Consider the following 14,621-nt stretch of genomic DNA (forward strand, 5'->3'; position numbering starts at 1 on the left):
TGGCGCCACTTTGTTTTATTGATGTTGACAATTATGTTAAAGAATAGCTTTTAACCTTGTTTTTAAACATATTGGCAACAATACCTATAATGGTTCGGCGGGGCAGGAAGCGTGAAGATAGGGATTGTATATAATTGTTGAAGCTGCCTGTTACGGTATAGTTTCTCCCCTTCATGAAGGCTGCAATACCTTCTTTAGCAACTTGTTGCGGAGTTGCATAGGTCTGCCCCTCCGTTTGGGCATTCGCAACTTCAGAAAAAAGAGTTTTAGTATTTCCCGGGCATACGGCTGTAATGGTGATGCCTTTATCCTTGTATTCGCCAAACAAAGCCTCCGAGAAACTGAGCACAAAGGCTTTTGTAGCACAATAAACGGCAATATAGGGTGTAGGTTGAAATGATCCGGTTGAGCCTATGTTGATAATGCCGCCGCTTTTATTTTTAAGCATCTGTGGTAAAAAAAGATGGGATAGCTTTACTGTGGCATCTATGTTTAAGGCAATCATTTCGGTATAGGTTTGTTTTTCTTCATCAAGAAAATTGGCCCATTTGCCAAACCCGGCATTATTTACCAAAATGTCTACATGGAGTTTGTCATTCCAGATTTCCTGCGCTATCTTGTCGGCGGCAGAGGGGGAGGTAAGATCAGCTGTGATGATCTTTACGTCGACAGCATGCTCTTTTCTGATCTCGGCTGCAACTTTAGCCAGTTTATCACCTGACCGGGCAGTTAAAATAAGGTTAAGGCCCATTTGTCCGAACTGTCGGGCAAAGGCTTCGCCAATTCCAGAAGAGGCTCCTGTTATTAGTGCTGTTTTATTTTTTAATGATTTCATATTATTAGCTTTTACAGCTGCAATAGTATATCATTAAAATACGAGATTGCTTAACCTATGTTAGGAAATTAAAAAAGTGATCAAATCAGTTGACCAGCTACAGATCTGCGTATGCGACTAAGTGATTCCGGTTTTACGCCTATAAAAGATGCAATATATTGTAAGGGAATATTGTGGATAAAATCTGGATGTTGTTTCATGAGTTGCAAGTATCTTTCCTCGGCGGTTTTGCTAACAAGATCCCGGGTACGTTGTGAATTGTAAAATGCCACGTGCTCATTGATGATGCGGCCCGCATCGGCCCATTTTGGATAAAGTTGGAATAGTGACTCCAGTTTTTCTTTTTTTATTCGCAGTAGATCACAATCTGTTATGCATTCCAGTTGCTCCTGTGAGGGCGTACCTGAGATATAGCTGCCAAATGCTGTCATAAAACCCAGGGGGCAATTGATCTGATTGGTTATCTCCTGACCATCTGTGTAGTAGTAAGTCCTTAGATATCCTGAATTTATAAAGTACATATACCGGGCGAATCCTTGGTGCTTAACAAGTACAGATCGTTTTTGATAGCTCACAGGCTCAAAATTTTCAACAATAATATCCTTGTCATTGTTGTCAATGAAAATCAGTCCCGAAAGCAGATCTATCAATTTTTGATGTTGTTGGAGCTCCATATATAAAATTATAACAATTTGCCTGTTATATGGTCATTCTTTTTCAAGATTTGGTTTGGGTAGCTCTTTATTGTTTGTGTTGTATTGTTTAATTTGTTTCGTTTTATTTCAATTGTATTTCATTTTGTATTGTTTTGATGAATTATTCATTTGTAAATAGCTTTTTTGTTCTCTTTTTGTGAAAAATTAATTATTAGTTAGTTTTGTTTTGTTTCTAATTGTTATTATTTATAATTTTGATATGTGAATCGAAACTGATTGATAAAATATAACTATATAAAAATCATGGTTGCAACTAACAGAAGCGATATTGTAAAATCCATAGCCGATCCTGATAAAATTTGGGATGTGGTGATAGTAGGTGGTGGCGCCACTGGTTTAGGCGCTGCGGTTGATGCTGCCTCCAGAGGCTATAAAACCCTGCTATTAGAACAGGCTGATTTTGCAAAAGGTACATCCAGCCGGAGTACTAAACTGGTACACGGTGGTGTGCGTTATCTTGCCCAGGGTGATATTGGCCTGGTGCGTGAAGCTTTGCATGAACGCGGTCTGTTGCTTAAAAATGCACCTCACCTGGTAAAAAACGAATCATTTGTTATTCCTAACTATGAATGGTGGGGTGGCGCTTTTTATACTATTGGCCTAACCCTTTATGATCTGTTAGCTGGCAAGCTTGGTTTTGGCCGCGCAAAACATATCTCCAAAAAAGAGGTGATCAGTAAGCTCCCCACCATCAATCAAAAAGGTTTACGGGGTGGGGTAGTGTATCATGATGGTCAGTTTGATGATTCACGGCTTGCAATTAACCTTGCGCAAACCTCACTTGAGCAAGGTGCTACCGTACTGAATTACTTTCGCGTGGTTAGCTTGATTAAAAACGATCAACAGAAAATTGCCGGTGTAATTACCACCGATATGGAGACTGACCAAACCTATACCATAAAATGTAAAACAGTTATTAATGCCACTGGTGTATTTGTTGATGATCTGTTGCAGATGGATAAACCTGGCAAAAAGCCACTAGTTAGGCCAAGCCAGGGTGTGCACCTGGTGCTCGATCGGTCATTTATGCCAGGCGAGGATGCCATCATGATCCCTAAAACGGAAGACGGCCGGGTGCTATTTGCCGTTCCGTGGCATGATAAATTAGTTGTAGGTACAACGGATACCCCGCTTAATGAACATAGCCTTGAACCTCGGGCATTGGAAGAAGAGATCGACTTTATTATACGCACCGCTGAAAAATACCTGACCAAAGCGCCAACCCGTAAGGATGTGCTCAGTGTATTTGCCGGTTTGCGCCCATTGGCTGCTCCGGAAAGTGATTCATCCAAAACAAAGGAAATTTCACGTAGTCATAAGCTGCTGGTATCCGATTCTGGACTGATCACCATTACCGGGGGTAAATGGACAACCTACCGCAGGATGGGAGAAGATACGATTAATAAAGCTATTGAGGTAGGTAAACTAGGTCCCAAACCAAGTGTTACTAAAGACCTGTCGATACACGGCAGTAAACTCAACGTAAACCGGAATGATCATTTATATGTGTATGGCAGTGATGAAGATGCTTTGCTGTCACTGGTAAATGAAAACGCGGAATGGGGTAAAAAAATGCACCCAGATATGCCTTATATACAGGCAGAGGTGGTATGGGGAGTAAGGCATGAGATGGCCCGCAATGTAGAAGATATTCTGGCGCGCCGTGTACGGTCCTTATTCCTCAATGCGCGTGCCGCTATTGATATGGCCCCGATTGTGGCCAGCCTGATAGCCCAAGAATTGAACAAAGACGCCGCCTGGGAGAAGGAACAGGTTGCATCTTTTACCGCTTTAGCCAACGGTTACCTGCTTGAGCCTTATCAAACCAAACCAATACAATAGATAGTCAATTAATTATATCCAAACCAGTGAAAAACGTAAATTATGGAAGATTACATTTTAGCATTAGACCAGGGAACTACCAGCTCAAGAGCTATAGTATTTGATCACAAAGGGCAAATTAAATCTGTTGCCCAAAAAGAATTTAAACAGATATTCCCGCAATCGGGTTGGGTTGAACACGATCCGAATGAGATCTGGTCGACTCAGGCCAGTGTAGCAGCAGAAGCCACCGTTAAGATGGGCATAAACGGTACCAATTTGAAAGCTATAGGTATTACCAACCAACGTGAAACCACTATTGTGTGGGATCGTAATACAGGTGAGCCTGTATATAATGCTATTGTTTGGCAGGATCGCCGTACGGCTGCTTTTTGCGACAAATTAAAACAGGATGGGCACGAGGATATGATCCGTTCCAAAACAGGACTGGTGATCGATGCCTATTTTTCCGGATCAAAGATCAGGTGGATTTTGGATAATGTAGAAGGTGCCCGTGCAAGGGCCGAGAAAGGCGAACTGGCATTTGGTACGGTAGATAGCTGGTTGGTATGGAAATTTACCCGTGGACATGTGCACATTACGGATGTTACCAATGCCTGTCGTACGATGCTTTTCAACATCCAAACTCAGGAATGGGATGATGAGCTGATCGCTTTATTGGGTATACCAAAAAGTATGTTGCCCGAGGTAAAACAATCCAGTGAGGTATATGGCGAAACGGCAACAACCATTTTTGCCTCCAAAGTTCCTATAGCGGGCATAGCTGGCGATCAGCATGCGGCACTTTTTGGCCAGATGTGTATTGAAAAGGCCATGGTTAAAAACACCTACGGAACAGGCTGCTTTATGCTGATGAATATTGGCGATAAATTTATTGAATCAAAAAATAACCTGTTGACTACCATTGCCTGGAAAATTAACGGGAAGATACAATACGCTTTTGAGGGCAGTATATTTATTGGTGGTGCCGTTGTACAATGGTTGCGAGATGGCTTGGGTATTATCAAAACATCTGCCGACGTAGAAAAACTGGCTTTGGCTGTTGAGGATACGCAGGGTGTTTATTTTGTTCCTGCCTTTGCCGGCCTGGGTGCACCTTACTGGAAACCTGATGTACGGGGGACTATTGTTGGCCTGAGCCGGGGAACCACAGCATCGCACATTGCCAGGGCAGCTTTGGAATCTATAGCTTATCAAACTATGGATGTACTCAAAGCGATGGAGGCTGATAGTGGGATGGAAATTAAAGAATTAAGAGTTGATGGCGGTGCTACGGCGAATGATCTGCTGATGCAGTTTCAATCAAACTTGCTCAATTGTAAAGTGATCAGGCCAAACGTGGTAGAAACAACGGCTCTGGGTGCTGCATATCTGGCAGGTTTGGCGGTTGGTTACTGGGAAAGCGTAGAGGAAATACAACAGTTGTGGAAATCAGAAAAGGAATTTACACCCGAAGCTGATCTACCTGCAATTAAACAAGGGATCAAAGGCTGGAAAAAAGCTATTCATGCTGCCCAGTCCTGGACTGATGAACTGCCAGAGGCTTAATTAATTGATTATTCACTATTAATTTTAATATCAATATGTCACCATTCATAGCTGAGTTGTTAGGCACCATGTTGCTTATACTTTTAGGCGATGGCGTAGTTGCCAACGTTGTTTTAAATGATACCAAAGGGAATAATAGCGGTTGGATTGTTATTACCACCGCTTGGGGGCTGGCCGTTTTTGTAGGTGTGGTTGTTGCCGGGCCATATAGCGGGGCGCACTTAAATCCCGCGGTTACCATAGCCCTGGCCATTGCCGGTAAATTTGCCTGGGCCAGTGTGCCGCTTTATATTGCTGCACAGCTTTTAGGAGCCTGTTTAGGCGCTTTTTTAGTGTGGTTAATGTATTACGATCATTTTCAGCGTACCAATAATCCAGGTGGGATCTTAGCGATTTTTTGTACGGGACCTGCTATTCGTAACTATAAATCAAATATTGCAAGCGAGATCATCGGTGCATTTGTGCTGTTGTTCACTATCTTTTATATTTCCGGAGCAGAGATAACACCCAGTAAAACCCCCGTTGGGTTGGGATCTGTAGGCGCATTGCCCGTAGCATTATTGGTTTGGGTAATCGGTTTATCCCTTGGTGGTACTACGGGCTACGCTATTAATCCGGCGCGTGACCTGGGGCCACGCATCATGCATGCTATTTTACCTATCAAAAGCAAAGGTACAAGCGACTGGGCTTATGCCTGGATACCTGTTATCGGCCCCATTATTGGTGCCGCGATAGCCGCTTTTTTATACACTAACCTGAGTCATTAACACATAATCCAATTATTATTTCTTTTTAAAACCAGAGTTTTATGAAAACGATTTATAAAGTTGGCTTTTTGGCCATACTTGGGCTATGCCTTTGCCTTAAAGGCATGGCACAAGACACCACAGCAAGGAAAAAAGACTCGATCATTGTAAAAAAATACCGCCCGTTTGATGTTAATTTACAGGTAAGGTCATTATATATATGGCGCGGATTTAAGGTATCAAACGCACCCATTACGGACGTAGATATGCATTATACTACCCGCGATGGTAGTTTCGCCGTTGGCTTATGGGGTGGTGCCGGTTTCACGGGCGATTACAAAGAGTTTGACTACTATGTGAGCTATAAAGATAAAAAATCCGGGTTCAGCGCTTCTGTATGGGATATTAACAACATTACCAATTATCCTAATGCCGATCTGTTTAACTATAACAAGGCAAGCACATCGCACTTTATTGATGTTACAGTAGGTTATCAGTTTAAGGATGCATTTCCGCTCAGTATCAACTGGAGCACCATTGTGCAGGGGCGGGATACCTATGTAAAAAGCAATGGCGATTTAGGTAACGCTTATTCCAATTATGTGATATTGGACTACAGGCTATGGAAAGAAGGAAGTTCTGATCTGCATATTTTTGCAGGAGGCGGTTTCGCTTTTGGCCGACGGGTGAATTTTTATGGCTCAAAACCCAATATTGTTAACACCGGCTTAACCCTGAATAAGGACCTGGTGCTTTTTAACTATCATATGCCAATTTCCGCCACGGCCATGTTTAGTCCGGAACATAAATACGGGGCATTACAATTAATAATCAATGCGTTTTAAGTAATTATATGCCTGTTGAGGTGGGTGCTACCGAAGTTTTTGAGATGATGCCCGGGCAATCAGCTCGGTTTCCACTTGTTCTGTAGTAAATTCCTCAACAGGCCATTTGCTTTCAATGGTCTTGATCAGCATTTCAGTGGCCAGCTGTCCTATTTGAAATGCCGGTTGGCGCACAACTGTTAAGGGCGGATCAAACAACTCTGCCACATCTGAGTTAGTAAAGCCGACAATGGCTATATTGTCCGGAACTTTGATCCCCAGCTTTTTTAGAATGTGCATGCAGCTAATGGTAAGCCGGTCGCTGCCAACGAAAATAGCTTCAGGGCGCTCGTCCATGCTCAGTAGCTCTTTAATCGCAAATTCAACTTCGTCCTGTATCATACCTCCATGATTGCAGTGCTTTAAATAACCTGCCCTAAAATCAAGGTTGTGTTTGTCAAGCGCTGCCTTAAAACCGTTAAATCTTTCCTGGGTAATTGACAGGTTATTGGAACTGGTTAAGTGGGCTATTTTCCTGAAACCTGTATTGATTAAAAGTTCGGCAGCATCAAATGATCCTTTAAAGTTGTTCGCGATTACTTTATGGGTATCAACATCTGCCGCAACCCGATCAAAAAATACAATTGGAAATCCTTTTTCATGCAGGTATTTATACTGAGAAGTATCGGTTGATTCGGCAGATAAGGATACCAGCAAGCCATCTACATGGCGCGACAAAAGGTGCTTTACATTGGTGCATTCCCGGTCAAATGATTCATGCGTTTGCGTGATAATAACATGGTATCCCCGATTATAAGCAATTGATTCAATGCCATTAATAGCCTGCGAAAAATAGGTGTTAGCAACTTCACATACTACAACACCAATGGAGTGGCTTTTTTGTTCTTTAAGACTAAGTGCTATAGGATTTGGCCGGTAGTTTACCTTTTCGGCATATTCCAATACCAATTTTTTTGTTTCAGCGCCTATTTCATAGCTTCCGTTCAAAGCTCTTGATACTGTTGATGTTGACAGGCCCAGCGCCTTTGCTATATCTTTTATGGTATAAGATTCAAACATAATTTAGTTCAAGGTGTTTCGAGGGGCCAGCATGACATTGGTTTACAATGAGAGTTCTCTGTTACAGGGCTAAGTTAGTGTAAAATTACAGATCTCCTATGCCAGTTTGAATACAATTAAAGGATCTAAACCATGCAAACGTTTCCGGGAACGTTTGCATGGTTTTAGTACGTCATATCTTTTTTTTATTAGCTACTTGTACTTAACCTTGTTTGGTAATTGAGCCGTACGGCTCAATTACCCCAATAATAATAAACCAACAAGAACCGATAAATACATCTTTTTTATTGAGTGCATGATCTTATCAAAATATAATTTAAACAAAATCAATTTGCCGGTATCGGGCCTACCGGATGAGCAAATATTTGAACTTCCTGAAAAAGTATTACAATTTGGTACCGGGGTGCTTTTACGTGGCTTACCTGATTATTTTATTGACAAAGCCAATTGCAAGAGCGTTTTTAACGGCAGGATAGTCGTAGTAAAATCAACCGATACGGGTTCGGCTATTGATTTTGATAAACAGGATAGTTTGTACACTATTTATACAAAAGGTATTGCAAGCGGCCAAGAAATAAATGAGCAGGTCATATGCTCGGCCATTAGTCGCGTGTTATCAGCTACAATCGATTGGAACGCTATTTTGGAAGTTGCTCAAAGTCCTCATTTACAGGTGATCATTTCCAATACCACAGAAGTAGGTATCAAGCTTGTAAAGGAAGATATCAGCAAGCATCCTCCGGTATCTTACCCTGGTAAATTATTGGCGGTTTTATATAAGCGATATAAGGCCTTTAATGGGAGTGCCGAGAGCGGATTGGTCATTATACCTACTGAGCTGATAATTGATAACGGTAAAAAATTAGAGTCAATCATACTTGAATTGGCACACCTTAACAAGCTGGAACCGGCCTTTATGGATTGGTTGGAAAGTAATAACCGCTTTTGCAATTCGCTGGTTGATCGTATTGTTCCAGGGAGGCCCGATAAGGCCTTAAACGATGAAATTGAAGCAAAAAGTGGCTACACAGATAATCTGAGTATCATAACGGAGCCATATAGCCTGTGGGCCATTGAAGGGGATGATCATATTAAGTCGGTTTTGTCATTTTATGAGGTTGATGAAAGTGTTGTTATTACGCCTGATATTGAATTATTCAGGGAGCTTAAATTGCGTTTGCTGAACGGTACGCACACCTTAAGCTGTGCCTGGGCCATTTTGGAGGGTTTTGCAACGGTGAAAGAAGCCATGGCTGATGAAGCTTTTATACATTTCATTACACCGTTGATGTTTAACGAGATATTACCTGCTATCCCGTACAAAATTGATGAAAAGGTAGCTGCCGATTTTGCCGGTAAAGTGCTCGACAGGTTTCGTAACCCGTATATCAGGCACGAATGGTTAAGTATTTCGGTACAATACACCACTAAGATCAAAATGCGGGTGATCCCTTTATTATTGAACCATTATAAACTACATAACGCAATCCCGGAACATATGGTCCTTGGCTTTGCCGCTTTTATCCGGTTTATGCAGATCAAATTAAGTAAGGAGGGCCATTATACCGGGATAGTAAATAACCGGGAGTATAAAGTTACCGACAGCTTTGCTGAATATTTTGCAACTGTTTGGCAAAATGTAGAACCAAACATAGCCATACATCATATACTGACCAATACTGATCTTTGGGATACCGATCTTACCGTTTTACCGGGATTCAAAGACGCGGTAATTGAACGGTTCAACAGCTTCAAATAGGGTATAGGATAACTGTTCGGGTTAATTGCTGTAGGGCTGTAACAAATTTTCAGCGCTTACCATCTAAGGGTTAAAGTAAAGGTCACCAATACTAAACCTCATGAAGCTGAAAAAAATATCCTGGATTTTAATTGCTGTTTTTGCTATCATCATAGGCCTGCATCCACTTGCTTACTATTTTGTGGATATGAAAACCAACGGTTTACTCAGTACTAAACCCCAGGCCGTATTAGATAATGCAGTATGGCATGGAGCGTTTTATGCACATATTACTTTTGGTGGTATTGCCCTGCTAACCGGGTGGACCCAATTTAGTAAAAAGCTGCGCGAAAAATATCTGAGTACCCACCGGCTGGTTGGCAAAATTTACGTTATTGCTGTTGGCCTAAGCAGTATCAGCGGATTATTCATCGCTTTTTTTGCTACTGGTGGTATAGGCAATGTTTTAGGTTTTGGCATATTGGCCATGTTATGGTTTATAACCGTATTCAGCGCTTATACCAGCATCCTGAAAAGGGATGTATACCAGCATGAAAACTGGATGATACGCAATTACGCCCTCACTTTGGCCGCCGTTACTTTGCGTATCTGGCTACCTTTATTATCTGGCTTTGTTTTTCATGATTTTATACCGGCGTATCGCATCGTATCCTGGTTGTGCTGGGTACCAAATCTGATCATTGCTGAGATCATTATCAGTAAAAGAACAGCGAAACCGGAGCAAGTTCCTCAAACGATATAGACTGTCAGCAATTAAAAGCTGGCATATGCCCTTACCGGGAATGTACCCACACCTTTAAATTTTGGCGGTACCGCGTTGAATTTATAGCCGCTCTCCGGTAATTTGTCCAGGTTACATAAATGCTCAGATATCAGTATTTCGGCTCCTAATAGAATGGTATGTACCGGGCGACTTTTACCCCGGGTGTCATCAATGTTATGGCTATCGATACCCACCAGTTTTACGTTGCATTCTTTCAAATATTCAGCTGCATCGGCTGTAAGGTAGGGATGGTTTTCAAAATATTGCGGTGTGTTCCAATGTTTTGCCCAACCGGTATAAACCAGTACAGCTTTGTTCCTGATCTCTTTACCGGTAAAATAGCTTTTGCCAATTTCGGTTGCGTTTTCGGCATTGATGGCAATGGCATCCAGATCTGCAAAACGTTCTAACTCCATTTCAGACAGATCTTTACCATGCTCAAAACGATGAAAAGGGCAGTCGATATAAGTACCCGTATTGGTCACCATTTCTATTTTTCCTATCTGGAATTCCGTACCCGGTTCATAGTTGGCTTTGGACTGCTCCCGGCTGAGGTAATCGCAAATGATAGGTGAAGGCAAGCCTTTATAGGTTATCAGGCCATCAAAAATGGTATGACTCAGGTCGATATATTTATCATCAGGCTGGATATTAACAGCCTGGCGTTTATGTTTTTCTTCGATGTAATATTTGTTCAGGATATCAACCTTGCCAACCATGAGTAGCTGCATATCGTTTACAATATAATCGGCCAGTTCCTGGTCGGTAATAGTATCGCCGACAATATCCAGTCTGAAATCCTGACCCTGGATGCCGCCGCCATTGGTGAAAGAAATATCAAAATCAAAAACTACTCTTTTATCAGGCATGGTGATTTGGTCTGTTTTAGTGATCGGATGAAAATGCTAAAATAAAACTTTTTAAACCTTCAATTTTAACACTTTTTTAGTCGAAACAGGGGCAAAAACGGCTCAAAAATCATTCAAAAACCCCGATTTTAACACTTTTTAACAAATTTTAACACCGTTTTGATGAGTTTTTTAAACTTTAAAAAGTATTAAATAATTGACTGTCAAATAACTACATGCAAAATGGTCGGTTTTTGTCTCTGTTTGGGCCTTAATAAAACAGCCCGAGTGTCTTTTTTACAAGAAACCCGGGCTGTTGTATCTATACAAAGATACGAAATTTTGGGTGGAATATTAATCCATAAGTCCAGTCATCCTGAACTTGTTTCGGCACCCCACAAGTAAGGTGTATAACATATTGGCTAACTCATCCTGTGGGATCCTGAAACAAGTTCAGGATGACCGCTCTGTGTTTTGGTCCATCTTCGCCCAATGCTCTTTTGCCGTCTGCGCTGTAAAAGCCCTCTACTACCTACTTATCTTCAAATACCGGTAAATCAACAAAAGGATACAAACTATGCCCGCGGCCGAAATAAGGGAACTCACCGTTATAGCATTTACTATAGCTTCTGGGCCGCCGTTGGTCATGGCGCCAAATACAGCTACGCCCATGGCGCCAGCGGCTTGTCGCGTGGTGTTTAATACTGCCGATGCTGTGCCGGAACGGGTTTTGGCCACGGTGGATAAGATACCCGTGGTCATGGCGGGTACGGCAAGCCCCATCCCCAGTGGAATGATAATAAAAGGGAAAAACAGCTGCCAGTAGGGCGTATGCGCATGTGCGATGAGCAAGCCAGCATAACCGATTGCGCCGATGCTGAGCCCTGTGATGATGGGTACGCGTGTGCCGTATTTGGCCATGAGTTTGCCGCTGATGAGATTGGAAATGATAAACCCTGCTGTAAGCGGTAAAAAAGCCATGCCTGCTGTGAGGGAGGGGTAATGAAGTACATTTTGCAGGTACAGGCTCAGCACAAATACGGTTCCGTAATAGGTGGCATTCAATACGATGCCCTGTAATACCAGCACATTAAAAACCGGCGACTTAAACAGATCCAGTGGAAGGATAGGGGACCTGGCTTTTTGTTCTATCCGCAGAAAAATAATAAACATAATGGCGCTGAAAATAAGCGCGCCGTAGATGATGGGATTGTTAAAACCGAGGTGGTGCAATTCGATAATAGCCGCTATAAGCGCCGTAAGTGCCAGCATCCAGGTAAGCTGACCGGGAATATCAAAACCTTTGTTGGCGTGTTTTTCGCTTTCGGTGAGTTTAACGCTTAACAGGATACCGATCAGACAAATAGGAACGTTCACAAAAAATATCATCCGCCAGTTGCTCACGTGCATCAGCAGGCCACCGAGGATTGGTCCGGCAGCTATGGATACACCACCGGCAGCTGTCCACCAGGCTACGGCTTTGCTGCGTTGGGTAGCCTCATGGGCAAAGCTCTGGTTTAGGATGGATAGGGAGCTGGGGATCATGGCTGCTGCACCAACACCCTGCAACACGCGGAAAACGATCAGACTAAATGGGTTCCATGCAAAACCACAGCCTGTAGAGGCTATGCCAAATACTAACAGACCAAATTGAAAAAGCCGCTTCGATCCCAGCAGATCACTCATGCCACCAGCCGAGAGCATCAGCACGGCAAAAGCGATGGTATAAGCATCCACTATCCATTGCAGTTCGCTGATATCAGCCTTAAACGAGGCGGATATCTGCGGCAGCGCGATGTTCACGATGGATACATCCAACTGCGATACCACAAATGCCAGACTGGTGGTACCCACTATAAAAATAAAGGGAGATTTTGTTTTGCGTCCTCTGCTTATCGCCGCCTCTGCCATGGTCTATAGGTATTGATGTACAGTACAAAGATACCTCCTCCAAAACCATTACAGTTCGGTTTAAAATGAAATGTGATATTCATATCGAATATGAATAAATGTTTTTATTGCTTTTGTCCCTTCGGTGTCTCCAGAAGAAGACCCTGAGGGGATGGGGAATTGAACATTAGTTATTGGGCCACAAGCGGTACACTTGCGGTAATTAGGGGTAACAAAAACGGGTGTCATGCTGAGCTCCGTCGAAGTATGGTGGGCGGGCCTCTGCGCTCTACCCTTCGACGGAGCTCAGGGTGACAGTCCATTTTTTAAACCTCCAGGGAGCATGGACGTTCACCCGTAATAAAGTTCAAGCGTAGATGCTTGAACGGGCCGATTATACACTAAATATCAACTTTATGATCGTCAAGCCGTTTGAAGGATAGGATGAACAGGATTCCTAAAAATGAAAAGAGAACACCATACATTATTCCATTAAACGCGCCCATTAAACGTTTAGACCCCGAATAAGCACATAGTCTGAGATAAAAAAGCCCAATAACAAATCCTATTAATTCTTGCATGTCTATCTAAAAATACAAACAGTAAGCTAAAATTATATCTAAACGCAGTTAATTTTATTTCACATCAAGCGGCGCCATGCTTACCGCTGTAGCAGAAGGGAAGTTTTTTGGTACAGGATAAGTAACTTTGCCGCTTCCAAGCCACTCAACCGCCCTTATCATAGTGGTTTGGAAACCTATGCAACGATAGGCAGGTGGATAGGTATCGCCTTTCCACAAATGCCCCATGCTTGATACATAAACTTTTCCCTTACCATATTTCACGATCCATTCCACCGGCCAGTTGATGCCCGTAAGTGGGTCTTTAGCATAGGAGAGTACCGTGAGGTTTTGTGCCGGGCCACGCGCAAAACGGTATAGTTCAACATCGGGTGTAAGCCATTGTTTAGGGTAAGATCTGTTGATAGGATGGGGATTCAATACGCTGATGAGCAGGTTGCTCCTGTCGTTATGATAGGTATCCTGGCCCTGGCCTGGTGGTATGCTGTCTATTTTACCCAATGAATCAACCGTGAGTGCATAACCGAAGCTTTTTGACCGCCAGCCCAAGCCTATCATTTTGTTATACTCGGCCCAATCGGGGTAAGCATTATTAGCGGAGTGCAGGATATACAGACCACCGCCATTTTTAACATAGTTTTCCAGTTCATGTTGCACGCTTAAAGGCCATTTTAGCTTCGGATTCTGGATGTTGTTGGTATTTTGTATAACTACATCATATTTTTTAAAGTTGGGTTTCCAGCTTGATTGAACGGTGGAATCCTGCAGATTTACAGGTATAGTTGAAACGGTTATGTTGAACAGGCCCGATCCATCCAATATTTGCTTCACCATTTTTGTTGTCTGTTTCCAGTCGTGATTACTGAAACCATCAACAATAAGCACCTGGATGATTTTTTTAGGGTGATTTTTTGCACATACCACCGAGCACAATAAGCAACAGGTAAACAGTAAGCTATATTTAAGATATTTCATGGAAATTATTTGTGGTATAAAGATAGGATAAGCTATTACCTGTATGTTATGGCAACGAAAGCTAAAGCGTAAAAAAGTTGTTGTAAAAGTTTTTATAAAAGGCGCGGTATCGACTCAGCCCGACATCGCTGCGCTTGTCACCCCTCTTCGCCTGCTTTCTTTCCTTCGCGCGTCATTGCGAGGTACGAAGCAATCTCTATGCTGCACAGGGTTG

12 protein-coding genes are annotated in these 14,621 nt (G+C 42.6%); 6 read left to right on the forward strand and 6 right to left on the reverse strand.

Annotation, left to right across the window (positions count from 1 at the left end; all coding sequences use genetic code 11):
• Positions 1 to 31: 31 nt before the first annotated feature.
• Positions 32 to 835 (reverse strand): SDR family NAD(P)-dependent oxidoreductase, encoded by an 804-nt coding sequence (locus BLR84_RS05185; protein ID WP_090465267.1) that lies wholly within the window; start codon positions 833 to 835, stop codon positions 32 to 34.
• An 80-nt stretch (positions 836 to 915) separates the two neighbouring features.
• A complete protein-coding gene (locus BLR84_RS05190; protein ID WP_090465270.1) occupies positions 916 to 1,509 on the reverse strand; it encodes a Crp/Fnr family transcriptional regulator in 594 nt (197 codons plus the stop codon).
• 285 nt (positions 1,510 to 1,794) lie between these two features.
• Between BLR84_RS05190 and BLR84_RS05195 the strand changes: the two genes are divergently transcribed.
• Genes BLR84_RS05195 through BLR84_RS05210 form a run of 4 tightly spaced genes read left to right on the forward strand, consistent with a single transcriptional unit; the run spans position 1,795 to position 6,532 of the window.
• Positions 1,795 to 3,393: a glycerol-3-phosphate dehydrogenase/oxidase gene (locus tag BLR84_RS05195; protein WP_090465856.1), complete on the forward strand. Its 1,599-nt coding sequence runs from the start codon at positions 1,795 to 1,797 to the stop codon at positions 3,391 to 3,393.
• Between the two features lie 42 nt (positions 3,394 to 3,435).
• Positions 3,436 to 4,941 (forward strand): glycerol kinase GlpK, encoded by a 1,506-nt coding sequence (glpK, locus tag BLR84_RS05200; protein WP_090465273.1) that lies wholly within the window; start codon positions 3,436 to 3,438, stop codon positions 4,939 to 4,941.
• Between the two features lie 35 nt (positions 4,942 to 4,976).
• Positions 4,977 to 5,708 (forward strand): MIP/aquaporin family protein, encoded by a 732-nt coding sequence (locus BLR84_RS05205; protein WP_090465276.1) that lies wholly within the window; start codon positions 4,977 to 4,979, stop codon positions 5,706 to 5,708.
• Between the two features lie 41 nt (positions 5,709 to 5,749).
• On the forward strand, positions 5,750 to 6,532 hold the full coding sequence (locus tag BLR84_RS05210; RefSeq protein ID WP_090465278.1) for a hypothetical protein: 783 nt from the start codon (positions 5,750 to 5,752) through the stop codon (positions 6,530 to 6,532).
• A 27-nt stretch (positions 6,533 to 6,559) separates the two neighbouring features.
• Here the strand turns inward: BLR84_RS05210 and BLR84_RS05215 are convergent, their stop codons facing one another.
• Positions 6,560 to 7,591: a LacI family DNA-binding transcriptional regulator gene (locus tag BLR84_RS05215; RefSeq protein ID WP_090465281.1), complete on the reverse strand. Its 1,032-nt coding sequence runs from the start codon at positions 7,589 to 7,591 to the stop codon at positions 6,560 to 6,562.
• A gap of 295 nt (positions 7,592 to 7,886) precedes the next feature.
• Between BLR84_RS05215 and BLR84_RS05220 the strand changes: the two genes are divergently transcribed.
• Positions 7,887 to 9,350 carry a tagaturonate reductase gene (locus BLR84_RS05220; protein ID WP_090465285.1) on the forward strand — a complete coding sequence of 488 codons (1,464 nt, stop codon included), beginning with the start codon at positions 7,887 to 7,889 and terminating at the stop codon, positions 9,348 to 9,350.
• Between the two features lie 100 nt (positions 9,351 to 9,450).
• On the forward strand, positions 9,451 to 10,092 hold the full coding sequence (locus tag BLR84_RS05225) for a DUF2306 domain-containing protein (RefSeq protein ID WP_090465288.1): 642 nt from the start codon (positions 9,451 to 9,453) through the stop codon (positions 10,090 to 10,092).
• 11 nt (positions 10,093 to 10,103) lie between these two features.
• On the opposite strand, the gene BLR84_RS05230 is transcribed toward BLR84_RS05225, so the two are convergent.
• The 3 genes from BLR84_RS05230 to BLR84_RS05245 all read right to left on the reverse strand — a co-directional run bounded on the left by BLR84_RS05230 (position 10,104) and on the right by BLR84_RS05245 (position 14,407).
• Complete coding sequence (locus BLR84_RS05230) at positions 10,104 to 10,982, reverse strand: cyclase family protein (protein ID WP_090465290.1); 879 nt, start codon at positions 10,980 to 10,982, stop codon at positions 10,104 to 10,106.
• Positions 10,983 to 11,489: 507 nt separating this feature from the next.
• Complete coding sequence (locus tag BLR84_RS05235) at positions 11,490 to 12,872, reverse strand: MFS transporter (protein WP_090465293.1); 1,383 nt, start codon at positions 12,870 to 12,872, stop codon at positions 11,490 to 11,492.
• A gap of 614 nt (positions 12,873 to 13,486) precedes the next feature.
• Entirely contained in the window at positions 13,487 to 14,407 is a 921-nt protein-coding gene (locus BLR84_RS05245) for a ThuA domain-containing protein (protein WP_090465298.1), read from the reverse strand.
• Positions 14,408 to 14,621 lie beyond the last annotated feature (214 nt).

The sequence above is a fragment of the Mucilaginibacter sp. OK268 genome, from assembly GCF_900103125.1.
Taxonomy (GTDB): Bacteria; Bacteroidota; Bacteroidia; order Sphingobacteriales; family Sphingobacteriaceae; genus Mucilaginibacter.

Bases quoted from the DNA above. Each gene is read 5' to 3' on its own strand.
- BLR84_RS05210 (WP_090465278.1), top strand. From the start codon at position 5,750: ATGAAAACGATTTATAAAGTTGGCTTTTTGGCCATACTTGGGCTATGC.
- BLR84_RS05230 (WP_090465290.1), bottom strand. From the start codon at position 10,982: ATGCCTGATAAAAGAGTAGTTTTTGATTTTGATATTTCTTTCACCAAT.
- BLR84_RS05190 (WP_090465270.1), bottom strand. From the start codon at position 1,509: ATGGAGCTCCAACAACATCAAAAATTGATAGATCTGCTTTCGGGACTG.
- BLR84_RS05215 (WP_090465281.1), bottom strand. From the start codon at position 7,591: ATGTTTGAATCTTATACCATAAAAGATATAGCAAAGGCGCTGGGCCTG.
- BLR84_RS05245 (WP_090465298.1), bottom strand. From the start codon at position 14,407: ATGAAATATCTTAAATATAGCTTACTGTTTACCTGTTGCTTATTGTGC.
- BLR84_RS05185 (WP_090465267.1), bottom strand. From the start codon at position 835: ATGAAATCATTAAAAAATAAAACAGCACTAATAACAGGAGCCTCTTCT.
- BLR84_RS05235 (WP_090465293.1), bottom strand. From the start codon at position 12,872: ATGGCAGAGGCGGCGATAAGCAGAGGACGCAAAACAAAATCTCCCTTT.
- BLR84_RS05225 (WP_090465288.1), top strand. From the start codon at position 9,451: ATGAAGCTGAAAAAAATATCCTGGATTTTAATTGCTGTTTTTGCTATC.
- BLR84_RS05205 (WP_090465276.1), top strand. From the start codon at position 4,977: ATGTCACCATTCATAGCTGAGTTGTTAGGCACCATGTTGCTTATACTT.
- BLR84_RS05195 (WP_090465856.1), top strand. From the start codon at position 1,795: ATGGTTGCAACTAACAGAAGCGATATTGTAAAATCCATAGCCGATCCT.
- BLR84_RS05220 (WP_090465285.1), top strand. From the start codon at position 7,887: ATGATCTTATCAAAATATAATTTAAACAAAATCAATTTGCCGGTATCG.
- glpK (WP_090465273.1), top strand. From the start codon at position 3,436: ATGGAAGATTACATTTTAGCATTAGACCAGGGAACTACCAGCTCAAGA.